The organism is Brevibacterium linens (assembly GCF_003999335.1).
Lineage (GTDB): Bacteria > Actinomycetota > Actinomycetes > Actinomycetales > Brevibacteriaceae > Brevibacterium > Brevibacterium linens.
Map to the genome: position 1 here is coordinate 3,509,266 of NZ_CP026734.1, position 23,395 is coordinate 3,532,660.

Sequence of the window (23,395 nt, forward strand, 5' to 3'; positions counted from 1 at the left end):
GTTCGTCACAGCTGAGGTATTCGGCCTCCGCTGGAGGATGTCAGATTGTCCCCCATCGTATCCTGCCCGTCCCGGGCCCATCCGGCCCACCCCGCCGTCGGCCGTCTGACCAATCCCGGGCATACTGGACGGTGACATCAATTGCTGAGAGCGAAGGTGCTGAACGTGATTCGAGACATCAACCCCGAGGGTTCCGACCGTTCGGATACCGCCGACAGCGCGAGCCGCGGACCCGATATCGCCGACGCCGAGGCGGTCCCGATCAAGCCCGCCGTCAGCGTGCTCATGCTCCGCGACAGGGGCGAAGGACTCGAGGTGTTCGTCCAGCACCGGGTGTCGACGATGGATTTCGCCGCCGGCGTCGTCGTCTTCCCCGGCGGTCGCGTCGACCCCATCGATCACACGATCGCACCGACCATCACCGTCCCCGATCCGCAGGTGCACACCTCCGCATGGTCGGCATCGACCATCGCCGAGGATGCCGAGGGGTGGCGTGTACTGCTCGCCACCGCCGTGCGCGAGGTCGAAGAGGAGACGGGCGCGGTCCTCGACCCGGCCGGGCTCAGACCGTGGGCGAACTGGGTGACTCCGGTTGGTCGGCCCAAGCGCTTCGATACGTATTTCTATACGATCGCGGCTCCCGAACTCGCCGCCGCCCAGCATCAGACGACGGAGGCACACACGAGCGAGTGGCGTTCCGTGACCGGGATCCTCGCCGATGAGGGGGCCCGACGGCTGAAGCTCATGCGTCCGACGTTCGTGCTGCTGCGTGAGCTCGCGGGGTTCTCCACCGTCGCCGAGGTGGTTGCCGCCGAGAGGATCATCGACCCCGTCCGCCCGGAGTTCCCCTCCAACCGCGGTTCTTGAGTTCGGCTCTTCGCCCGAGTCCTGCTGCCCGCATCTGAGCCCAGCATCCCGCTGGTCGCAGCAGGACGCGGGAGTACCCGACTTCAGGCCTTGGCGCGAGCCTTCATCGCGGCCAGGCGAGCGGCAACGACCTGCTTCTGCTCGTCGGTGCCCAACAGTTCGGCCAGTGCTTCCTGTTCGGCATCGAGTCCGGTGCTGAGGTCGGAGTCATACGACAGGTCGACGAGACGCTTCGCCCACACCAGCGCCGACCGAGACCGGGCGGCGATCTGCCCGGCCAGCTCGAGCGCCCGGGCCATGGGATCCTCGACGACCTCGTCGACGAGGCCGATGCGCAGAGCTTCCTCGGCACCGATCGTGTCGGCGGTGACGATGAGCTTCTTCGCCTGAGCCGGTCCGACGAGGCGCGGCAGCAGCTGCGTGCCGCACATATCGGGGATGATGCCCCAGTTGAGTTCCATGAGGGAGAGCTTCGCATCGGGTCCGGCCACGCGCATGTCCGCGCCCAGGGCGATCTGCAGTCCGCCTCCGAGTGCCGGCCCGCGTACCGCCGCGATGACCGGAACGTCGACGAGCGACCACACATGCACGGCCTTCTGTGCCAGCGCCCGGGCCGAGCCGAGTCGCTCTCCGAGATCGACGGCGGTGGCCACGGAGTCCGACTCCCCGCCCTCCCCGCCCTCGGCGGCCGCTTCCCCGGCGGCCGCCTCCTCAGCGGATGAGCGGGTCGCGGCTCCCGCCTCGGCGATCCGGGCGAGCTCGGTGAAGTCGAGGCCGGCGCTGAAGGCACGACCGCGACCGGACAGGACCACGGCCTTGATCTCGCTCGAACCTTTCAGCGCCAGCCCCGCCTCGACGAGGTCTTCGAAGACCTCACGGGTGAGCGAATTGAGTGTGTCGGCACGGTCGATCTCGACGTGGGCGACGCCGTCGGTGATCGCATAGACGACGGTCGAGTTGGTGGTCTCGGGCATGAGCTGGCCTTTCGAAGACGTGACCGGCGCAAGGGCAGCCGGCGGATAAGGAACACGCTGCGATCGCAGGCTCCGCGGTGCCGGCCCCGGCGCCGCTGAACGAGCGATCAGCTGCGTTTCCTGAACCCTATCGGAGCTGCCGTCAACGTCAAGACCAACACGGCGATCAGCGACGCCGCACACATGCCGACGACCCCGGACCAGGCGAAGTGAGCGAAGAGGACCGCCGAGAGCCAGGCGCCGAGACTCGTGCCCAGGTAGTAGACGGTGAGGTAGACAGCCGCGGATCGGGTCGAGTCGACCCCCGGCCGAGCCGCGCTGGCTGCCGCGGAGGCACCCGTATGGCCGAGGAAGAATCCGGCGGTGAGCAGCGACATGCCGATGACGATCACCACGAGCGAATCGACGAGCGTGAGTCCCGCGCCGACGAGCGCGATGACCATTCCCGCCAAGGTGATCCGGACGCGCGGGTACTGCGTGGCCAGGCGGCCGTAGTACGTGGTGACGACGGTGCCGACGAGATAGATGAGGAAGAACAGGGCGACCGCGCCCTCGCTCAGGTGCCACGGATCCTGCTGCAGGCGGGTGCCGAGCATCGTGAACGATCCGCCGAAGACGATCATGCACAGGAACCCGGTGAGATAGATCCGCCACAGTCCCCCGCGCAGCGGAATCGCTCGCCGAGGCGGCCGCGCACTCCCGGCCCCACCGTCGTCGGCGGCGGTGCCGGCAGAGAGGGAAGCGTCGTCGGCGGGCTCATCGGTGGCGGCCGGGACGCCATCACCGTCGACGAGAGCATTGCTGGCACTGCCGTCACCTGCGGTGACAGCGTCGGGGTCGGCCGCCTCGGTGAAGGTGGGATCCGCATCGGGCGGACCGGAATCGTCCGTGTCGAGGACGGCGCGGCTGCGGCCGGTGGAGAAGAGGTCGTGGCGCAGCAGCCAGACGACGATGAGGCCGAAGGCCAGCGACACGATCGCGGTGAATGCGAGTCCGCCGTGCCAGCCGAGGAGCTCGGAGGCCAGCCCGGTGAGCAGCCTCGAGCACAGTCCGCCGATCGTGTTGCCGGCGATGTAGACCCCGATCGCTCCGGGCAGCGCGGCCGGCGGCAGGCGCAGGGACAGATAGGCCATGGCCGTGGCCGGCACCGAGGCGATCGCCAGTCCCTGGAGGAACCGGACGGCGATGAGCAGCTCCGGGGTCGGGGTGAAGGGAAGGACGAGCGCGAGGATCGCCGCAACGATCACTCCCGCACCGATCTGGCGAGCGTGGCCGATGCGCGGGGCGAGCATCGAGAACGGGATGAGGAAGCAGGCCATGGCCACATTCGTCGCGGACACGGTCAGGCTCGCCGTCGGACCGTCGATTCCGTAGGCGTCTCGGATCGCCGGCAGCAGCCCTTGAGTCTCGTAGAGGACGAGGAAGACGGCGATTCCCGCGAGGAAAACTGCAGCGACGGTTCGCCGAGTGCTCGTCGGACTCGGCTCACCTGTGCTCATGAGTCCAACGCTATGCCTCCGAGAAGCACCCGCTCAAACGATTCCGAGTCCCGGACCGCGTGAGTCCGGACACCGCGGATGCCTGTGGGCCCTCGATGTCTGTGCACCCGCACGATCGCACGGCACCGCGGGGATGTGGAGGATAACCCCATCGCCGAGGCGGCCCGACGTTTCATAGGCTGAAACCAGAAGTTCGACGAGCAGTGAATGGACGTGCCAGCGATGACGGCGACCAGCGAGATTCCCGCACTCAGCGCAGACCCCGCAAACCGCCCTGCCGCGCCCTCCCCCGGCGTCCCCACCTCGTCCCTGGAATCGCTCGCGCCGACCGACGGTCGGCACACGGACGTTCCCGGCAACCGCTCCTTCGTCATCACCTGGCTGTTGTCGATGCTCTTCGGCGTCCTCGGTCTTGACCGGTTCTACACCGGCCGGTACCTCACGGGCGCGCTCAAGCTGCTCAGCCTCGGCGGGTTGGGGATCTGGTGGATCATCGATCTCGGCATCGTTCTGGCCGGCGGTCTGCGCTATGGGCGGGCTCCGCTGCGCGGCTACGCTCAGGACAAGGAGATCGCGTGGATCGCCACCGGTTTCACCCTCATCGTCGCCTATTCGATGCAGGTCGACGAGCTGGTCACGGCGCTGCTGAGCTCTCTGTTCTGACGCATTTCCCACGCCTGTTCCGATGCGCTTCGCCGACTGTTCACAACCGTCTCAGGTCTGCCTTTCCTGAAATCTGCGTCTCCCGGGTCTAGGCTCGAAGTCAGAACAGTTCAAGGAGGCACAATGAAACGGCAATTCCCCATTGTCAGGATGGTCACCGGTGACTCGGCAGGCAAACAGATCGCGGGGGCGGCGGCGGCCGCCTCGGCGCTCGGGTTCGGCGCACTCGCCGCATGGGATCTCACGCAGAAGAAGCACTCGATCCTGCGCAACTATCCGATCGCCGGGCACGCCCGATTCCTGCTGGAGTCGATCCGGCCGGAGATCCAGCAGTACTTCATCGAACGCAACTGGGACGGTCGCCCATTCAGCCGCGACACTCGCACCACCATCTACGAACGGGCCAAGGGCACCCACTCCGAGCACGCGTTCGGCACCGAGCGCGATGTCGACCGTGCCGGCTACGAGTCGCTCATGCACTCGAATATGCCGATCCCCAATCCGCCGCGTCCGCCGCGAGTGCGCATCGGCGGTGACGACTGCACTCAGCCCTACGACATCTCGCTGCTCAATGTCTCGGCAATGAGCTTCGGTTCGCTGAGCAACAACGCCATCCGTGCCCTGAACAAAGGAGCGGCACTGGGCGGATTCGCCCACGACACCGGTGAGGGATCGATCTCGCCGTATCACCGTGAGCACGGCGGCGACCTCATCTGGGAACTCGGCACCGGATACTTCGGCGCCCGCACCCCGGAAGGACAGTTCTCCCCCGAGGTCTTCGCCGAGAAGGCTCGGGACCCCCAGGTGAAGATGGTCTCGCTCAAACTCTCTCAGGGAGCGAAGCCGGGCATCGGCGGTGTGCTGCCCGGGGCCAAGGTGACCGAGGAGATCGCGGAGATCCGCGGCATCCCCGTCGGCCAGACGTGCATCAGCCCGCCCGGACACACGGTGTTCTCGACCCCGATCGAGCTGCTCGTGTTCATCCGGCAGATGCGTGAGCTCTCCGGCGGCAAGCCCGCCGGCTTCAAACTGTGCATCGGTTCGCGCACGGAGTTCCTCTCGATCGTCAAGGCCATGGTGGAGACGAACATCCTGCCGGACTTCATCATCGTCGACGGCTCCGAAGGCGGCACCGGTGCGGCACCGCTGGAGTTCGAGGACAATGTCGGTCTGCCGCTGACCCAGGGGCTGATGATCGTGCACAACGCGCTCGTCGGCGCGGGGCTGCGGAAGAAGATCAGGGTCGGCGCCTCGGGCAAGATCGCCACCGGCACCGATATCGTCAAACGCCTCATCCAGGGTGCGGACTTCACGAATTCGGCCCGCGCCATGATGATGGCCGTCGGCTGCATCCAGGCCCAGGTCTGCCACACGGGCAAATGTCCCGTCGGCGTCGCCACTCAGGATCCGCGGCGAGCCCGCGCCATCGACGTGCCCACCAAGGCCGAACGGGTGCGCAACTATCACGACGGAGTCGTCGCCGAGGCGGTCCGGCTCATGGCGTCGATGGGTGCGGCCGCACCGGATGAGCTCGAACCGACGATGCTGCGTCGCAATGTCTCGGCCTCCGAGTCCTGGTCCTATGCCCGCCTCTACGACTGGCTGAAGCCCGGCGAACTCCTCGACGACACCCCCTCGGAGTGGGCCGACGACTGGTCCACGGCTCGCGCCGACACATTCTCGATCCCCCGCGGACACAGCCGCTGATCCGCCGAGGCGGTCACTCGGCTCCGGCCTCCCCAGCTACCGGACGCGTGACGCTGACCTGACCATTCGGCTCCGGCCGCACGGTCAGTCACTCGGCTCCGCCGATTGACGTCGACCATTCGGTTCCAAGCGCCTTGTCGACTTCGCCGATCCTCCGAAAGGAACTCGATGACCACCCTTGTCCTTCTCCACTCGGCTCTGGGACGGACGTCCGGAATGGATGCCGTCGCCGAACGCTTCGCACTGGCCGGGTATGCCGTCCACACTCCCGACGTCTACGCGGGCAGAACCTTCGACACCGCCGAAGCGGGAGTCGCCCACTCCCAGGAGGTCGGGTTCTCGAGCCTCGTGGATCGGATGAAGGAGGAGTGCGAGGATCTCGGCGACGACCTCGTCTTCGGCGGGTTGTCGCTGGGAGCCGCGCTCGCGCAGCAGATGGGCAAAAACGATCCGCGCGCTCGCGGCGTCCTGCTCTTCCACGGCGGCGGATTCCCGAAGCCGACGCGCTGGCAGGCCGGTGTGCCGGTCCAGGCGCATTTCGCCGTCGACGACTCGTGGCGCAGCCCGGGCACGATCGAGACCCTGATGGAATCCGCTGCGAGGGCCGGCGCGCAGGCAGAGTACTTCCTCTACCCGGGCAACACCCATCTGTTCAGCGACCCGACGACCCCGGATTACCGCGAAGACAGCGCCGAACTCCTCTTTGAGCGGGCCCTGGCCTTCCTCGACCGCTTCTGAGGTCCTCCACTCACCATCGGGGTCGTCCTCGCTGGCCGGCCTCCTCGCGGTGGAAGCGCCGACCGCTCACGTCAGCGCCGAGCGCTCATGCTGCCGTCGACCGATCACCTCAGCACTCCACCTCCTTGCCGACCGCTCGAGTCAGCGTCGAGCGCTCAACGCATACCTTGATACAGCGACGTTGAGTCGAGCGGTCGGCGAAATCAGTCCCTTGCAGATGAGAGCTGATCGCCCTCACATGCATTCGTTTGATTCCATTTGCTGAATTTTATTGCCATTTGAATTCCATGAAGGCACACTGTTGTCATGGTGACCGTCTTCAGCACCAAGAGACTTCGCAGCCTCGGCTTCGCGCACAAGGACATCGTCAAGGCTCTGCAGTGCTGTCTGCAGAGGGTCCGACGTGGCCAATTCGTCCTCACCTGGTCTTGTGATCAGCAGGCTCACGCCGTGCTGCAGGACGTACACTCGGCATCCTCGACCTCGTACCCACAGGTCTTCGGTGACATCCGAGACGCATCCGAGAACCTCAAGTCCCTGATCCGGTCGTACGCTGATGACCGGCTGCCCGACGCAGTCTTCTCCCATGTGTCAGCGGCCTTGTTACATGGTCTCGATCCACCGTTCCCCGCAGTCGACAAGTGCGAGATGATCCGGCCCGGAACTCGCCGGAGCAGCGACACTCTCCACATTCGTGATCGGCACCTGCCTCCAAGCGACGTCGGTTCGATCGGAGGACTCCCCGTCACGACATTGCTCAGGACTCTCGTGGACATTGCTCGCGAATACGACCCCGAGTTCTCGGTCCCATTGCTCTCGGACGCACTTCGCCGGCGGCTGGTCACCAAAGCAGCACTGCGAACCGCCCTTCCACCGGCCCACCGAGGCTGTCGCACCGCCGCTCTTGCCATCAGCCTCGCGGATGCGAACCACGAGTCGGCCGCAGAATCGATCACTGCCGTCAAGTTCTATCGCTTCGACATCACCGGAATGATCCCCCAGGTCGAGACCTGCGACGCGGCTGGAAATCTCCTCGGCCGCAACGACTTCCGCCACGAGAGATACGGACTGATCGTCGAATGCCACGGTGTCGGAAAGTATTTCATGGGGCGCAACAGCCCCGATGAGGCCAGCAAGAAGAACCATGAACGGCACATGAAGCTGCTCAACGCGGGGTTCCGCATCGTCAATCTCGTCTGGGCGGACCTGTTCCGACCCCATGAGTTCATCAAGATCAAAGCTGAGCTGGACACGCTGGCGAAGAGCGAACTCAACCAGCACGGCAAATGACCACGGCTTCTCCGCCGACCGCTCATCTCAGCGTCGCTGTATCAAGTTATACGCCGCGCGCTCGACGCGGAGTCGAGCGGTCGGCGAGCTGAGTTGGTTCGCTCTACGTTGCGGCGGGACCGGTCACCCCATGACGAGGCCGTTGTCGACGATGAGGTTCTGGCCGGTCACCGCACGCGAAGCGGGAGAGGCGAAGAACACCACCGCCGAGGCGAAGTCCTCCGGAGTCGTCACCCGTCGCAGAGCGCTGGCGGCGGCGATCTGGTCGAAGACCGCTTCGGGTGTCGCCGAGGAGGCGTCCGTGGTGCGCAGCAGTCCGCCGGAGACCATGTTCACCCGCACCCCGGCCGGGCCGAGATCCTTCGCGAACGTCCTCGTCAGCGACAGGAGCGCCGCCTTGCCGGCCGTGTAGTCGTGGTACGGCACGACCGGATGCTGGAACAGGTTGGTGCCGATGTTGATGACGCGGCCGGAACCGAGCTCGCGGAAGCCGTGCATCGCGGCCTGGATCGTGTTGACCGCACCTTCGACCGAACCGCGGAACTGGTCGGCGAAATCCGAATAGTCGATCTCGTCGGCCGGCTGGCGCTCATCGCCGTTGAACGAGAAGTCGGCGAGGGCGTTGTTGACGACAGTGGATACCGGAGCTCCGAACTCGGCTGCCGCGGTCTCGAACATGGCGTCGACGGCGCGGGAGTCGGTGACGTCGGCCTCGATGGCCACGGCGCGCCCACCGCGAGCGCGGACCGCCTCGGCGAGCTCTTCCGCGGCCTCGGCCGAATACCGGTAGTTGATGACCAGCGCCGCACCCTCCGGCGCGAAGGCCTTCGCGATCGCGGCGCCCAGGCCGCGTCCGGATCCGGTGACAAGCACGACCTGCTCGTCGAGAGGCAGGGCCTCGGAGGTGAATGCCTGGGGGTTGCTCATCGCGTGTCTCCTTCGGACGTCGGTGGGCGGATCCTGACCCCACCATACCCAGGAACCGCATACGCCAGGACGGAGCTGCGCCAGCACGGAGTCATGCGCGAAGGCGATGTTCGCATCCCCTTCAGCACGGAGCCGATCGCTCCGAGCCGCGCGCATATGCGCCGCGAAACGTGCTCTGAGCGGCATGAGTCCATAGACTGACAAGAAGACCACCGTTGTCCATCCCCAGGAAGTCACCCTTATGAACGAGCTCGGCGCCGGCATCTCCATCGGAGTCCTCGCGGCTCTCGTCGTCTTCGTCATCTACTTCATCGGAGCGAAGCTCGGACGATGGCAGCCCCGGAATCCCAACGGCGGAGCCGGTGCTCAGGACGGCTACCCGCAGGCACAGTATGGTCAGAACCCCTACGGCCAGTCCGGCTACTCCCAGTCCGGTCGCCCGTGGAGCAGCGAGGATGAGACCCGTGTGCTTCCCAACAACGCACAGGGCTACGACGCCCAAGGCTACGACGACGTCGACGCCGATCAGCCGCGGGCCACGAAGAGAGAACTCGCCGCCAACATCCAGTACTCGGGCCAGATGATCGAAGCGAACCGGCGGGCCGCGACCTCCTCCAACGGTGACACCCTCGCGGTGTTCACCTACATCTTCGGCGCCGCGCTCATCGCCGTCGTCGCCTTCGTGTTCTTCAACAACCTCCTGCTCCCGGCCACCATCGGTGCCCTGACCGGAGCGATCATCTGCGTGGCGCTGTCGGCGACCTACACGCTCAAATCGCTGGACTTCTGGCCCGACAATGCGACGATCACCATCATCAACCTCCTCGTGGCCCTGGCGGCCTCGATCTTCATGTACATCGGTGCCGTGCAGACCCAGCGCGATGGCACGAGCCTGAACTCCATCACCGACTCCTTCGCCCCGCTTCCCTTCAGCGAAGGGTTCTCCGGGTTCGCCATGGCCATCGGAGATCGGGTCGTGACGTTCTTCAAGGACTTCGGCTTCCTCGGCTTCGTGTTCCTGCTGTTCATGGGCATCGGCTGCATCATCGTGTTCACCCTGGCCGCGAAGTCGCTCGTCGACGTCATGGACTGGCGGATCTTCGCCCAGTTCGGCCACAACGTCACCGACCGCCCGATGTCGTATTCGCGTGCCGTGCGCTTTCAGACCTCGAAGGTCTCGCACACCGTGACCTCGCTCGTTCTCGCCGTCATCGCCGTGCTCGCGGCCACAGGATTGCTCTATGACGGCTTCACCTGGTTCACACGCTGAGGAACATCTCAGAAACCGGGCGGTAAGATAGGTCCGGAATTCCCCGTCGTGACGCGTCACGCGCGCGCCTCTGCGGCCGATATCGACACCGACGAACGACCCGAAAAGGGATGAGTTACTCAATTGGCGAATGGCAACGCAACATTCCGGCACTCGAACGTGGCCCTGCTCGGCCTGACCGAGACCCTGGCCCCGAACGAAGTGACCTCCCAGGAATTCGACGACCGCCTCGCCGATACGCTGTCATCGCTCAAACTGCCGCAGGGTCTGCTCCAACGAGTCGCCGGCGTGTACGCCCGCCGCAACTGGGATGAGCCCCATCAGTTCGCCGCGGGTGCGATCACGGCCGGAAAGAAGGCCCTCGCCGAGGCGGGGGTCCCTCCCGATTCCATCGGACTGATGGTCAACACCTCCGTGACCCGTGAGCACCTGGAACCGTCCGTGGCCGTCGGCGTCCACGCCGGCATCGGGCTCGGCCCGCAGGCGATGAACTTCGACATCGCCAACGCCTGCCTGGGATTCGTCAATGGGATGACCCTGGCCGCGAACATGATCGACGCCGGGCAGATCGAATACGCCCTCATCGTCGCCGGCGAAGACGCCTCCCGCGTCCAAGACGCGACGCTGCGCCGCCTCAACCGTCCGGAGATCACCCGCGAGGAGTACCTCAACGAATTCGCGTCCCTGACCCTGGGTTCCGGCGCTGCCGCGGCCGTCCTCGGGCCGGCCGACAAGCATCCGGAGGGCCACCGCATCCTCGGCGGGATCACCCGTGCGGCCACCCAGCATCACGAACTGTGCGTCGGCGACCACAACGGCATGTTCACCGACACGAAGGGGCTGCTCTCCGGCGGCATGGAACTCGTCGTCGCCGCGTGGGAGGAAGCCCACGAGACCGGGTGGGACTGGCGGGAGATGGACCGCTACGTCATGCACCAGGTCTCCGATGTGCACACGAATTCGATCACAAGGGCCGCGAACCTCGACCCCGACCGGATCCCGGTGACCTACCCGGAGCTGGGCAACGTCGGCCCCGCCTCACTGCCCATCACCCTGTCCCGTGAGGCCGAGAACCTCAGACCCGGCGACCGCATCCTGTGCATGGGCGTCGGATCCGGCCTCAACACCGCCATGACCGAGATCGAGTGGTAGAGACCTTCATGAGATTTCCTGCACGGCCGGCCACGATTCCCCCGCAGCTGCCCGAGTGGGACCGCGCCTGGTCCCGGATCGTCGAGGCGAGAACCTCCGACGGGACGCATGCGTTCCATGTGCTCGACACGCTGCCCGCCCTGACCGCGGCCGGTGTGAAGCCTGCGGGCACGATCGTCGCCCTCCACGGCAACCCCACCTGGTCGTACCTGTGGCGTCGGCTGGCCAGCGCCACCATCGCCGCCGCTCTGTCGGGCGGACGTGCCTGGCGGCTCATCGCCCCCGACCAGCTCGAAATGGGCTTCTCCGAACGGCTCGCCCACTCTTCCATGCCGGCCCCGAAGTCCGCCGAGGTCCGTCGCATCGCCGATCGCCTCAATGATTTCGATGCGGTCGTCTCCAACCTGTTCGCCGAGGTGGCCGCCACCGGATCCGCCACCCACCCGATCGTGACGATCGGTCACGACTGGGGCGGAGTCCTCTCTCTCGGTTGGGCCGCCCGAAATACCGACAGGGTGTCCGCGGCGATCAGCCTCAATACGGCCGTCCACCAGCCCGAGGACGCCCCGGTGCCCGCGCCGCTGCGTGCGACCTTGGCCGGGCCCATGCTGCCTGCGGCCACCGTGCTCACCGACGGGTTCCTGCGCGCGACTTTGGGACTCGGCGATCTCGCTGCCGAAACCAAGGACGCCTTCCGCGCCCCGTACCGCACACCTGCAGACCGGTGGGCGATCGGCAACTTCGTCGCCGACATCCCCGTCGACGACACGCATGCCTCCGATCCCGAGCTCCAGCGCATCGGCCGGGACATCGCCGCCTTCGGCAAACCGGCGCTGCTCGTCTGGGGCCCGAAGGACCCGGTGTTCCTCGAACGCTATCTGCGGGACCTGCGCCGGCGCCTGCCGCAGGCCGATGTGCATCGGTTCGAAACGGCGTCCCACCTCGTCAGCGAAGATCACGATGTGGCCGGACTCGTCCTCGACTGGCTGGACGCGCAGTTCGATACACCCACCACTGCGAACACCCCCACCGAGGCGGCCCCTGCGGAGGGATTGTCCGCGCGGTCGGGCACAGCCGCGTCGGCGAGGAGATCGGCGTCCGATATCGCGGATGACTCCGCCGCCGGCGACGGATCCGCGGATGTCCGCTCGGTCACGGCGATCCTCGATGCCCGCCGTGACGACGAGGCGATCGCCTCGGTGGACTTCGCGCAGAACCCGGCGCAGCAGATCAGCTGGCGGCACCTGTGGCACGTGACGACGTCGATCGCGAACGGCCTCCTTGACCTCGGCGTGAAGCCCGGGGACCGGGTGTCCATGCTCGTGCCTCCGGGCAACAATCTCACCGCCGCCCTCTATGCGTGCCTGAAGATCGGTGCGGTCGCCGTCGTCGCCGATGCCGGACTCGGCCCGAAGGGAATGACTCGGGCGATCACCTCGGCCGATCCGCAGTGGATCGTCGGCGAGCTGCCCGGACTCACTCTGGCGCGGGCCTTCGGCTGGCCGGGACGACGCATCTCCGTGCGTCCGCTCGGACCTGTGCGCTCGCGGATGTTCAAGGCGGAGACGAGCCTGACGGAACTCTCCCGCACCCCGCACCGGGCCGAGCTGCCGACCCCGTCACCGGATGCCGATGCGGCGATCCTCTTCACCTCCGGGTCGACAGGACCGGCGAAGGGCGTGCGCTATACGCATGCGGACATCTCCGCGCTGGCGGCCGTGCTGACCAGGACTTTCAATGTCACCGAAGGCACCGGTCTGGTGGCTGGGTTCCCACCGTTCGCCCTGTTGGGACCGGCCATCGGGGCCACCTCGGTGACACCGGACATGTCGGTGACGAAACCGAAGACGCTCACGGCCGCTGCGATCGCCGATGCGATCATCGCCGGACGGGCCACCATGGTCTTCGCCTCCCCTGCCGCATACACGAATGTCGCCGCGACCGCCGGCGAGCTCGACGACCAGCAGCGGGCAGCGTGTGCGGGGGTCGAACTCGTGCTCTCGGCGGGTGCGCCCGTGCCGCTCGACCTCATGGATGCCATCGCCGAGGTATTCCCGAACGCCTCCATCCACTCCCCCTACGGCATGACCGAGGGACTGCTGCTCACCGACATCGACCGCGACGGGGTGGCCGAAGCCGATGCCACCGGTGGTCTCGGGGTCTGCGTGGGGCAGCCGATCGACGGCGTCGAACTCGCCCTGGCCCCCATCGATGAGTCGGGACGTTCGGCCGATGAGCTGCTGCAGGGCGCGGCCGTACAGGGCCGCCTCGGCGAATTCGTCGTCAGCGCCGCCCATATCAAGTCCGGCTACGACAACCTGTGGCGCACCACTGCGGCTTCGGCGCGTGATGATCTGCACGGTCTGACCTGGCACCGGACGAACGACATCGGCCATATCGATGACGCCGGTCGGGTGTGGCTCGAAGGACGACTGCAGCATGTCGTCACGACGCCACGTGGGCCGGTCGGACCCGGTGGTCTCGAGGCGCTCATCGACGCCGACGCACAGGTCAGCCGCAGCTCCGTCGTCGGAATCGGACCCGTCGGCACTCAGGCTCTCGTGGCGGTGCTCGACGCCGAGGGCACCTCGCTCGCACCGGGTCTTGCGCCCTTGGACCTGACGGAACGTCTGCGGGAGACGGTCGCCGAGGCTGGCGGTCATGATCTGGCTGCGGTGCTCGTGGCGCCCGAATTCCCCACCGACATCCGCCACAATTCGAAGATCGACCGTTCCCGCCTCGCCGCCTGGGCCGACAGCGTCCTTGCCGGTGGGCCGGTGCGTGGAAGCGTCTGAGGAGTTGAAGTGAGAATCACCGTCACCGGAGCCTCCGGACTGCTCGGTTCGTCCGTCGCTCGTGAGCTCGTCACCGCTGGTCACGAGGTCACGACCCTGCAGCGTCGCCCCTCTGGGGTCGACGGCGCCACCGATGTGGTGGGGTCGGTGACCGATGCGGCTGCCGTTGAGAAGGCGGTCACCGGCGCCGAGGCGGTCGTGCATTTGGCCGCGAAGGTCTCCATGATGGGTGACCCCAAGGAATTCGAGGCCGTGAACATCGGCGGCACCCGCACTCTCGTCGATGCGGCTCGGGCCGCCGGCGTACAGCGCCTGGTCCATATCTCATCGCCGTCGGTGGCTCATACCGGTGAGTCGATCATCGGCGACGGCGCCGAACCCGCGTCTCCGGAGTTCGCTCGCGGTGAGTATGCGCGGACGAAGGGCGCCGGTGAGCGGATCGCCCTGGGCGCCGACTCGCCTGACTTCCGAGTGCTCGTCCTGCGTCCCCACCTCATGTGGGGACCGGGAGACACTCAGCTCACGGAGCGGGTCATCGATCGCGCCCGTGCGGGGCGGATGCCGGTGCTCGGATCGGGCGCGGCGCTGGTCGACACGCTCTTCGTCGACAATGCCGTCGAGGCGATCGTCGCAGCGGTGACCGCGGTCGATTCCACTCATGGTGAGGCGCTGGTGGTGACGAACGGTCAGCCGCGACCCATCGGTGAGCTGATGTCACGCATCGCAATCGCCGGCGGTGCGTCGGAGCCGAAGCTGCGCATTCCGGTGTCGCCGGCGCTGGCGGCCGGAACCGTGGTCGAGAAGGTGTGGGAACTCGGAGAGCACGACGACGAACCGCCGTTGACCAGGTTCCTCGCCGAACAGCTGTCGACCGCGCATTGGTTCGATCAGCGGCGGACGCAGGAAGTTCTCGACTGGACTCCCCGCGTCAGCATCGAAGAGGGTATGCGGATCCTCGCCGCACACTACGCCTGAGCGGGTTCGCCAGCAGAGTTCGACTGTTCAGCTCCGGCAGCGACGCGGGCCAGTAACGGCTCAGGCCAGCTGCGGCTTAAGTCAACTGCGGCTCAGAGCCGGTACTGGTTGTTTTCCTCGGCTGAGGGACCCTTGCGTTCCGGAGCCTCAGCATCAACGGCGTCGTCATCGGCGGCCTCTTGTCCGGCCGTGTCGGCGGACTCGTCGGCCTCGTCCGGCAGCTTGCCGGAGAGCGCGTCGGCCGACATTCCGGGCTCGCCGGTCGGAGGTGCCTCGAGCGAGGATCCGCTGGCGGATTCGTCGTATTCCTCCGGGTCGAGCGTCACTGGGTCATCGGCCGGCCCTTCGGGATCCGGGTTGGAAGCCGGAACGGACCCGCTGTCGCTGACACCGTCCTGATTCAGCGACGGAGCCGCGGACTCGTCATCGTTCGTCGCGTCGCCGCTATCGGCCTGCGGTGCCTCGGCGACATCGGCCTGCGGGGCGGCGGTGGGTCGGGCGGGGAACGACGGCGGCATCGGCGGAGGCGGCGGCAGTTCGGACGAATCCCCTGTCTGGACGGTCGGCTTCTCAGCGGGCCGAGAGGGTTCATCAGCGTCAGCGCCGGTGTCTCCGGCTTCGGTGTCACCGCCGGCGTGGGCCTTGGCGGCGTCGGTGTCGCCCGGCTGTGCGGATTCGGCGGAGTCTGTCGGCTCTGCGGGTGCGGCCGGCTCCGCGGTCTTCACGACCACTGCGGGCTTCGCTGACTCGGCGGGTCGTTCCTCATCCGTCGAGGCCTCGTCACCTTCGGCTCCGTCGGATTCCAGGGAGGAATCTGACTCATTGTTCTGCTCGGCTGCATCGTCAGCCGCTTCGCCCTCTGAGACCTCCCCCTCGGCAGGAGACGCTGCGGCGGACTCACCGCCTGCTCCTTCTTCCTCGGCGGTTACCTCCTCTGCATCGGCACCCTCGAAGCGAGACATCTCCGCGTCGGCGCCCTCGGTGGAAGCCGCCTGAGCATCGGCACCCTCGGTGGGGGCCGCCTCAGCGGTGTCCGTCTCATCCGACGAGGTCGCCTCGGCGGACTGGGCGGTCGATCCCGGCAGGGCACCGTCGATGCCTTCGAGGCTCACTCCCGCCTCGGCGGCGAGTCGGGCACGTCGGTCGGCACGTGCCTGAGCGCGCTCCTCTTCGCTTTGCTGAGCCTTCGCCAGCTCGCCCTTGGGCTGAGTCGGGCGGACGACCTCCCAGATGAGGAGGACGATGAGCATCGTGACGCCGACGGTCGCGCCCATGAGGATCGAGCCCAATGGCCGCGACATCGAGAAGAAGTCGAAGAGGGCGTTCAGGCCGAACATGACGGCCAGGCCGAGGATCAGTGCAACCAGGAATCTCATAACCCCATTGTGCCCTCTCCTGGTCCGAGTGCAGGGAAATGGGTCCACTTTCGTGCCGCACCGATCCTTCTCAGCCCCGCGGCGCCTCACGCGCAGGACGAAGAATCCGGGCCCCACCTCGGCGAGATTCTGTGCCGTGGGTCACAATGGGGATATGGATACGCAACCCGACACCGCCGCCCCCAGCTACGACGACGTCGTCGCCCGCATCGCCGCCGATGCCGACGGATTCTGGCTCGAGCAGGCCAGGAACCGCATCGACTGGATCACCGAACCGACGAAGGCTGTCGACAATTCGAATGCGCCGATCTATCGCTGGTTCCCCGACGGCGAACTCAACGTCTGCTACAACGCGATCGACCGACATGTCGAGAACGGCCGCGGCGACCAGGCCGCCATCATCTACGATTCGCCCGTCACCGACACCGTCCGTTCGATCACCTACGCCGAACTGCTCGATGAGGTCTCCCGCTTCGCCCGCGCCCTGGCCGACAAGGGCGTGGCCAAGGGCGATCGCGTCGTCATCTACATGCCGATGATCCCCGAGGCAGCCGTGGCCATGCTCGCCTGCGCCCGCCTCGGCGCCATCCACTCCGTCGTCTTCGGCGGGTTCGCCCCGAACGAGCTGGCCGTGCGCATCGACGACACGGCACCGAAGGCCGTCATCTCCACCTCCTGCGGGGTCGAGAAGAGCCGAGTCCTCGAATACAAGCCGATGCTCGATGAGGCGATCGAGATCGCTGCGAACAAACCGGACTTCACCGTCATCGTCCAGCGCGACGAACATCGCTGCGAACTCGGCGAGAACGACCTCGACTACGCCGAGCTGCTCGACCAGACGCCCGAGGGCATCGATCCGGTGACCGTCAGGGCCACCGACGAGCTCTACGTCCTCTACACCTCGGGCACGACCGGCAAGCCGAAGGGCATCGTCCGCGATTCCGGCGGCTACGCCGTGGCCGGTGCGTTCTCGATGCCGGCGATCTTCGGACTGCACCCGGGGGATACGATGTTCACCGCCTCGGACGTCGGCTGGGTCGTCGGGCACACCTACATCGTCTACGCACCGCTGCTGGCGGGAGTCACCTCGGTGCTCTACGAGGGCAAACCCGTGGGCACCCCGGACGCCGGCGCCTTCTTCCGCGCCATCGAGCAGCACAAGGTCAACGTCCACTTCACCGCCCCGACCGCCATGCGCGTGGTGCGCAAGGAGGACCCGAACGGCGAGCTGATGAAGAAGTACGACCTCTCCAGCCTGCGTGCGGAGTTCCTCGCCGGCGAGCGGCTCGACCCGGATACGTACGAATGGACGACGAAGACCCTCGCCGAGGCGACCGGACGTGACATCCCCGTCGTCGACAATTGGTGGCAGACGGAGACCGGGTGGCCGATCGCGGCGAATCCTCTGGGGCTGACCCGGTTCCCCCTCAAGCCGGGATCACCGACGAAGCCGGTGCCCGGGTATCGGATCGAGGTCGTCGACCCCGGCGGCACACCCGTCGAGGCCGGGGAGGAAGGACTCATCGTCATCAGGCTGCCGCTGCCTCCGGGCACGATGGCGACGGTGTGGGGTGATGACGAGCGGTTCATCTCCTCGTATCTCGCCGCCTTCGACGGTTACTACCTCACCGGCGATTCGGGTTATCTGGACGAGGACGGCTACGTCTACGTCATGGGACGCACCGATGACGTCATCAACGTCGCAGGTCACCGCCTGTCCACCGGCATCATCGAGGCCGTGGTCGCCTCCCATCCGGCCGTCGCCGAGGCCGCCGTGATCGGTGTCCACGATGAGGTCAAGGGGCAGACCCCGCGTGCTCTCGTCGTGCTCGGCGACTCCACCGAGGCGGCCGATCCCGCCACCGTCACCGACGAACTCGTGGCGCTGGTGCGCAAGGAGATCGGTCCGGTGGCCGCATTCAGACGCGTCGACATCGTGACGGGGCTGCCGAAGACCCGATCGGGCAAGATCCTGCGCAAGACCATGCGCGAGATCGCCGACGGCGCCGAGAATCCGGCAGTTCCGTCGACGATCGAGGACCGCGCAGTGCTCGACGACCTCTCATCGGTGCTCTCGCGCGGCTGAGTCACCCGGGCGGGTGAGCAACCCGGTCAGATACTGATCTCCGAATCATCGAGATCATCAAGGTTGCCCCCGTCAGAGAGGAGTTCCTTGTAGGCGCGAAGCCGTTGTGAGTCGATCTCCGTGTTCGTCACACCACGCTTCCAATAGCCGAAGACGGCGACGTCGTCCTTCTCCAGGCCGACTTCCTTCCGGAAGTACTTTCTGATCTCACGCATTGCATCGCGTTCCCCGGCGGCCCAGACAACGTGGTCCTCAGGTGATTCGAGCATCCGTGCATGGGCAGAGAGCCCGGTCGCCGATCCCGGCACTACGGTGAGGACTTCGAGGCCCGGTGGGCATTGGAGTTCGGCCACAGCCACCTCGTCATCCGATTCGATGACCGCTGTGCCCTGCACCCCTGTCGGCCAATGCTTGACCATCGCAAAGAGTGCCGGGATCGCGGTCGAATCGAGAAAGAGCGCCGCTCTCCGCCCCTTGGCCTCAGGCACGATGAAGTGTTGCCTGGGCCCGCGGAAGGCGATCACCGTGCCGATACGCGCATTCCGTGCCCAACGCATCATGGGACTCGACTCGCCGTGCAGCACGACATCGACGACGATTTCAGCGGAAGCGGCCGAGAATTCACGGATCGTGTAGATCCGCGAAGCATCGTCAAAGTCCTCTCCGAGCTCCATTCTGATAGTCACGTTCGGGCTCGCCCACGCAGGGTCATCCGCTCCGGACTCCAGACGAGCTGTGAATCGCAGCAGGCGCTCGGACGGATACTCCAACCGAGTGACCGTCGCTCTCGAGTCGTGAAGATTGCGATCGTGGTCCGCTCCGCGCAGCGCGGCCTCTTCGCTTCTGTTGTTCGCCGAGGCTCGCCGGGCATCGTCGGTCAGTGTTCGTGTGCTCGTTTCATGTGCCATTTCAGTTCCTTTCGCTGATGGTCAGGGAGCGTTGTTGATGGACAGGGTGCGTCAACGGGTGGTCAGAAGTGCCTTCGTCCTGTTGCGAATCGCTGCGTCGTCGCGGAATGATGAGGGGCCGGCCAGTTTCGGGATCGGTGTGAACCAGTGCCTGAAGGTCGAATACCTCAGCGAGGAGATCGGGAGTGAGCACGTCTGTGGGCGCGCCGGCGGCCCGGAGACGACCGTCTCGCATGGCCAGAATGTGTGTGGCGTAGCGGGCCGCGAGGTTGAGATCATGCAGCACCGCGATGAGGGTCCGCCCTTGCTCATTGAGATGTGCACACAGGTCGAGCACTTCGAGCTGATGCGCGATGTCGAGGTACGTGGTCGGTTCGTCGAGGAGCATGATGGGTGTCTCCTGGGCCAGCGCCATGGCGATCCACGCGCGTTGGCGCTGACCACCCGAGAGTTCTCCGAGAGGAGCGGCCCGCAGCGAGGTCATTCCCACTGAATCCAGCGCCGATTCGACAGCCACTTCATCGTCGTTCGACCACTGCCGCAGCAGAGACTGGTAGGGGAACCGCCCGCGCGCCACGAGATCGAACACGCTGACGCCGTCGGGCGCACCCGTCGACTGGGGCAACAGAGCAATCTGACGAGCCAGGCGCCGAGGCGGCATCTTCGCAATGCTGGCTCCGCCCAGGGTGACCACACCGTTTTTCCAGGGGACGAGACGACCGATCCCCTTGAGCAGGGTCGACTTCCCACAGCCGTTGGGGCCGATGATCACGGTGAATCCTCTGTGCGGAATGTTCGCCGAGAGATCGATGACGACGTCGCGCACCCCGTAGCCCAGGCGCAGACTGTCGACCCTCAGCTGCGCCGTCTGCTCTATGCGATCTGCACCCATGTTGTGGGGATTCTGGTGTGGCATCGGAGTTCCTTTCACTGGGAAGTTCACAGTCGTCTCGCCAGCAGCCAGAGGAGATAGAGTCCTCCGAGGACACTGGTGACGAGGCCGACAGGCGTCTGCAGACCGATCTCGAGTTCCTGGGACAGCAGGTCGGCACCGGACAGCAGGAAAGCACCGCACAAACTGGGAAGGAAGATTCCCACCTGAGTGCTGCGGGCCAGGCCGCGAGCGATCTGAGGGGCGGCCAAAGCGATGAAGGCGATCGGTCCGGCCGCGGCTACAGCAGTGCCGACTAAGATGACAGCGACGATGAGAGTGGTCAGACGCAGCCGTTCCACGCGGACTCCCAGCGACGCAGCGGCTTCCTCACCGAGTTCGAGCACCGACAGGCGACGAGCCAAGGGAATGAGGGCGGGCAGCAGGGCAAGAGCGGTTCCGAATGTCAGCACGACGTGTGACCAGCCGCGTCCGGTGAGGGATCCCGCTGTCCATTGCTGCAGAGCCTGGGCGTCGGAGAAGTCGGCGCGAACGATCACTGCGTCGGTGACAGCCGTGAGAAGGGCCGCTGTCCCGATGCCCATGAGCACCAGACGCAGCCCACCTGTTCGGGAGGATCTTCTGGCCAGCAGGTAGACGCCGAGTGCCGCTGCCATCCCGCCCAGCACGGCGAACAGTCCTGTGGTCCAGACAGTCGAAGTGAAGAATGCGATGTGGATGGCCGCCGCGGCCGCCGCTCCGGCGGTGAATCCGATGACATCGGGCGAACCGAGCGGATTTCGGGTCAGAGATTGGAACAGCGACCCTGCAGCGGCGAGAGATCCGCCGACTGCGCAAGCGGTGAGGAATCGAGGAAGCCGTCGCTGCTGAACGCTGCGCACCAACTGTTCGGATCCGTCACCCCATATCGCCTTCACCGCCCCGACGGCTCCTTCCTGCGGTCGGCCCAGATAGAGCCCGAGCACAGCCAGGCCAATGACGGCAGCAAGTAGGAGAAAGCCGACGACGATGCTGCGGCGGTCGATGCGCAGCGATATCGCCCCGAGTCTGAGAACGACAGCCCTCCTGACGGAACCGCTGGGCTGCAGTCCAGCGGGCGCGATGGGTGTCTGGCTGCGGCGCGCGTTCTCTGATTCTGGGTAGGTCTGACGTGAGGCCGCTGAAGTGAGAGAGCCCCTCATCCCAGTCCTCCTCTGCGCACGACCATGATGAAGACGGGCGCGCCGATGATGGCCAGTGAAATGCCGGTCTGGACTTCGCTCGGAGCCAGGACCACCCGGCCGGCCACATCGGCTGCGAGCACGAGGGCGATACCGACGACGATGGCACACGGCACCATGCGCGCATGCGTTGGGCCGACGATGATTCGGACGATATGAGCGCTCATCAGACCGACAAAGCCGATCGGTCCTGCGGCTGCCGTCGCCGCTCCTGCGAGCACGATCACTGCGAGAGCGGCGAGCGCACGGGTGAGTCCGACTCGTGCACCGAGCCCTTTGGCTGTTTCATCTCCGAGCGCGAGGACGTCAAGTGACCGGACCAGTCCCAGCCCGAGCAGGAGGCCGACAACGATGAAGGGAGCGACAGACAGTGTGACGTCAAGCTGCCGCCCTTGCAGCGTACCGACCACCCAATAGCGGAACTTCAGAAATGTCGACTCGTTGTTGATCAGCAGAATGCTCGTCACTGCACCGACCGCCATCGCGAAGGCAGCTCCGGCGAGAGCCATCCGAACCGGAGTTGCCGCACGTCCACGAGTAGTGCCGAGGGCGTAGACGATGATAGCAGCGAATCCAGCGCCGAAGAGCGCCCACCACACCGTGGCTTGGGTGCCCGCCACTCCGAAATAGGCGATTCCGACGACCACCGAGACCGAGGCTCCCGCATTGATTCCCAGCAGTCCCGCATCGGCCAGAGGGTTTCGCGTGACGGTTTGCATGAGCACCCCCGCGACGGCGAGAGCTGCTCCGACCGCGATGCCGAGAGCCAAGCGCGGAATCCGCGAATTCCAGATGATGACATGATCAGGATCGGTGAGATCTGGTCTGCTCAGCGCACTCAGCACGCGACTGATCTCAATGTAGTGGGAACCGACTGCGACCCCGAGTACCGCGGCGACGACGATGACACACGCACAGATGAGCAGGAGCACACTCGCCCGTGTCCCATTGACCGGTTCATTCGTTGTGTTCGCGGAGTCCGTGCGGCTGTTGTTCAGCGTGGTCGCAAAGGTCGCCGCAGACGTCATTTCGTGGCACCAAAGCTGTCCACGAGGTGTTCGACTGTTCGCTTCGCGCTGTAGTAGTCGAGCCGGAATGATTCATCGCCTGCGGAGAACACCTGCTTGTTCTTCACCGCGGGGATGTTTGAAAGCAGAGGATCCGAGGTGAAGGACTCGATTTCATCATCGGCGGAACTGGCAGGGGTGACGAAGATCGATTTCGACTCGGAGAATGCCTTCGGCAGGTTTTCGGGACTCACCATAGCGACTCCGTCCTTGAACGTGGCAGTGTCCTCCGGGACATCCGCGTAGTCGATGCCGAGGCTGGTGAATAGCTGGCCTTGGGCCGTGTCTTTGGAAAAGGCCCAGACACCTTCGGACCCGAGGTAGACAAGCGCGGTCACCGGCTGCTGTGGAATCTCGATCTTCTCGGCTTGAGCGTCTACCCAGTTCTCGTAGTCGTCGATCACTGACTTCGCGGCGTCTTCGTGACCGACTACGCTGCCGAGTTCCGTTGTGACCTCCTGCCAGTCCTTCGTGCCGTAGTCGATGAGAACTGTGGGTGCGATATCGGAGAGCTGGTCGTAGGCTTCGGCCACAGAATCTGCCCCGTTCACAGATCCGATGATGAGATCCGGTTGCAACTCGTCGACGGCGTCGAGGTCGAGTTCGAGATTTTCGTAGGCCACCTCCACGCCGCGATCGTGCGCGACGTCAGCCCACTGCGAGAAGAAGCCCACGTCGTCGACTAGTGTGCTCGGCAGCGCGGTCGCGGTCGCAGTAACCGGTGCGTCGATCGCGAGCAGAGAACCGGTCAACGACGGGGAGGTCGAAACGATCGTCAGCGGTTCGGTATCGATCTCAGTTGACCCCGCTGCGTGTTCGACGGTGCGGGGCCATTCGCCCGTTCCGCCCGCAGAAGTTTCATCAGAGTCAGGCTGGGGAGAAGCGCAGCCTGCGGCTGCGATCATCAAGGGGATCACGGTCAACGCGAGCGCAGCATGAATCCGGCTAACGAGCATGGGAGGACTGTCCTTCGGTCAGAGATTTCGGGC

19 protein-coding genes are annotated in these 23,395 nt (G+C 65.9%); 10 read left to right on the top strand and 9 right to left on the bottom strand.

The genetic code is table 11. The annotated features are described in order from the left end of the window. Positions 1–165: 165 nt before the first annotated feature. Positions 166–867, top strand: coding sequence for an NUDIX hydrolase (locus CXR29_RS15830; RefSeq protein WP_127365048.1), 702 nt, complete (start codon positions 166–168; stop codon positions 865–867). A gap of 83 nt (positions 868–950) precedes the next feature. Here CXR29_RS15830 and CXR29_RS15835 read toward each other — a convergent pair whose 3' ends face one another. Both CXR29_RS15835 and CXR29_RS15840 read right to left on the bottom strand, forming a co-directional pair. Next, positions 951–1,841, bottom strand: coding sequence for an enoyl-CoA hydratase-related protein (locus tag CXR29_RS15835; RefSeq protein WP_127365049.1), 891 nt, complete (start codon positions 1,839–1,841; stop codon positions 951–953). Positions 1,842–1,948: 107 nt separating this feature from the next. Continuing rightward, positions 1,949–3,340: an MFS transporter gene (locus tag CXR29_RS15840; protein WP_127365050.1), complete on the bottom strand. Its 1,392-nt coding sequence runs from the start codon at positions 3,338–3,340 to the stop codon at positions 1,949–1,951. 222 nt (positions 3,341–3,562) lie between these two features. Here CXR29_RS15840 and CXR29_RS15845 point away from each other — a divergent pair, with 222 nt between their 5' ends. The 4 genes from CXR29_RS15845 to CXR29_RS15860 all read left to right on the top strand — a co-directional run bounded on the left by CXR29_RS15845 (position 3,563) and on the right by CXR29_RS15860 (position 7,738). Further along, complete coding sequence (locus CXR29_RS15845) at positions 3,563–4,003, top strand: TM2 domain-containing protein (protein ID WP_164742849.1); 441 nt, start codon at positions 3,563–3,565, stop codon at positions 4,001–4,003. A gap of 123 nt (positions 4,004–4,126) precedes the next feature. Then, positions 4,127–5,710, top strand: a complete 1,584-nt coding sequence (locus CXR29_RS15850; RefSeq protein ID WP_101554363.1) for an FMN-binding glutamate synthase family protein — start codon at positions 4,127–4,129, stop codon at positions 5,708–5,710. Between the two features lie 168 nt (positions 5,711–5,878). Next, a complete protein-coding gene (locus CXR29_RS15855; protein WP_127365051.1) occupies positions 5,879–6,448 on the top strand; it encodes a dienelactone hydrolase family protein in 570 nt (189 codons plus the stop codon). 306 nt (positions 6,449–6,754) lie between these two features. Further along, the gene (locus CXR29_RS15860; RefSeq protein WP_241241497.1) at positions 6,755–7,738 is read left to right on the top strand and encodes a hypothetical protein; all 984 of its coding nucleotides are present in this window, start codon (positions 6,755–6,757) and stop codon (positions 7,736–7,738) included. A gap of 123 nt (positions 7,739–7,861) precedes the next feature. Here CXR29_RS15860 and CXR29_RS15865 read toward each other — a convergent pair whose 3' ends face one another. Next, positions 7,862–8,665 carry a 3-oxoacyl-ACP reductase gene (locus CXR29_RS15865; RefSeq protein ID WP_127365052.1) on the bottom strand — a complete coding sequence of 268 codons (804 nt, stop codon included), beginning with the start codon at positions 8,663–8,665 and terminating at the stop codon, positions 7,862–7,864. Between the two features lie 241 nt (positions 8,666–8,906). Here CXR29_RS15865 and CXR29_RS15870 point away from each other — a divergent pair, with 241 nt between their 5' ends. The 4 genes from CXR29_RS15870 (at position 8,907) to CXR29_RS15885 (ending at position 14,857) form a co-directional block, all read left to right on the top strand. Beyond that, the gene (locus CXR29_RS15870) at positions 8,907–9,935 is read left to right on the top strand and encodes a hypothetical protein (RefSeq protein WP_101554365.1); all 1,029 of its coding nucleotides are present in this window, start codon (positions 8,907–8,909) and stop codon (positions 9,933–9,935) included. Between the two features lie 123 nt (positions 9,936–10,058). Further along, positions 10,059–11,087 carry a 3-oxoacyl-ACP synthase III gene (locus CXR29_RS15875; protein WP_101595354.1) on the top strand — a complete coding sequence of 343 codons (1,029 nt, stop codon included), beginning with the start codon at positions 10,059–10,061 and terminating at the stop codon, positions 11,085–11,087. Positions 11,088–11,095: 8 nt separating this feature from the next. Beyond that, complete coding sequence (locus tag CXR29_RS15880; RefSeq protein ID WP_101554457.1) at positions 11,096–13,882, top strand: alpha/beta fold hydrolase; 2,787 nt, start codon at positions 11,096–11,098, stop codon at positions 13,880–13,882. Positions 13,883–13,891: 9 nt separating this feature from the next. Beyond that, complete coding sequence (locus tag CXR29_RS15885; protein WP_101554367.1) at positions 13,892–14,857, top strand: NAD-dependent epimerase/dehydratase family protein; 966 nt, start codon at positions 13,892–13,894, stop codon at positions 14,855–14,857. Between the two features lie 92 nt (positions 14,858–14,949). Here the strand turns inward: CXR29_RS15885 and CXR29_RS15890 are convergent, their stop codons facing one another. Further along, positions 14,950–16,233 carry a hypothetical protein gene (locus CXR29_RS15890; protein WP_127365053.1) on the bottom strand — a complete coding sequence of 428 codons (1,284 nt, stop codon included), beginning with the start codon at positions 16,231–16,233 and terminating at the stop codon, positions 14,950–14,952. Positions 16,234–16,387: 154 nt separating this feature from the next. Here CXR29_RS15890 and CXR29_RS15895 point away from each other — a divergent pair, with 154 nt between their 5' ends. After that, entirely contained in the window at positions 16,388–18,319 is a 1,932-nt protein-coding gene (locus CXR29_RS15895; protein ID WP_127365054.1) for an acetate--CoA ligase, read from the top strand. A gap of 26 nt (positions 18,320–18,345) precedes the next feature. Here CXR29_RS15895 and CXR29_RS15900 read toward each other — a convergent pair whose 3' ends face one another. The 5 genes from CXR29_RS15900 to fepB are packed head-to-tail and all read right to left on the bottom strand — an operon-like array spanning position 18,346 to position 23,362. Continuing rightward, positions 18,346–19,227, bottom strand: a complete 882-nt coding sequence (locus tag CXR29_RS15900) for a siderophore-interacting protein (RefSeq protein ID WP_096161849.1) — start codon at positions 19,225–19,227, stop codon at positions 18,346–18,348. Between the two features lies 1 nt (position 19,228). Further along, positions 19,229–20,143 carry an ABC transporter ATP-binding protein gene (locus CXR29_RS15905; protein WP_226823893.1) on the bottom strand — a complete coding sequence of 305 codons (915 nt, stop codon included), beginning with the start codon at positions 20,141–20,143 and terminating at the stop codon, positions 19,229–19,231. A gap of 23 nt (positions 20,144–20,166) precedes the next feature. Then, the gene (locus tag CXR29_RS15910; RefSeq protein ID WP_127365055.1) at positions 20,167–21,300 is read right to left on the bottom strand and encodes a FecCD family ABC transporter permease; all 1,134 of its coding nucleotides are present in this window, start codon (positions 21,298–21,300) and stop codon (positions 20,167–20,169) included. Then, a complete protein-coding gene (locus CXR29_RS15915; RefSeq protein WP_096161851.1) occupies positions 21,297–22,367 on the bottom strand; it encodes a FecCD family ABC transporter permease in 1,071 nt (356 codons plus the stop codon). Before CXR29_RS15915 ends, CXR29_RS15910 begins: the two co-directional genes overlap by 4 nt. Next, the gene (gene fepB, locus CXR29_RS15920) at positions 22,364–23,362 is read right to left on the bottom strand and encodes a Fe2+-enterobactin ABC transporter substrate-binding protein (RefSeq protein ID WP_127365056.1); all 999 of its coding nucleotides are present in this window, start codon (positions 23,360–23,362) and stop codon (positions 22,364–22,366) included. The genes CXR29_RS15915 and fepB overlap by 4 nt, the downstream gene beginning before the upstream one ends. Between the last annotated feature and the right edge of the window lie 33 nt (positions 23,363–23,395).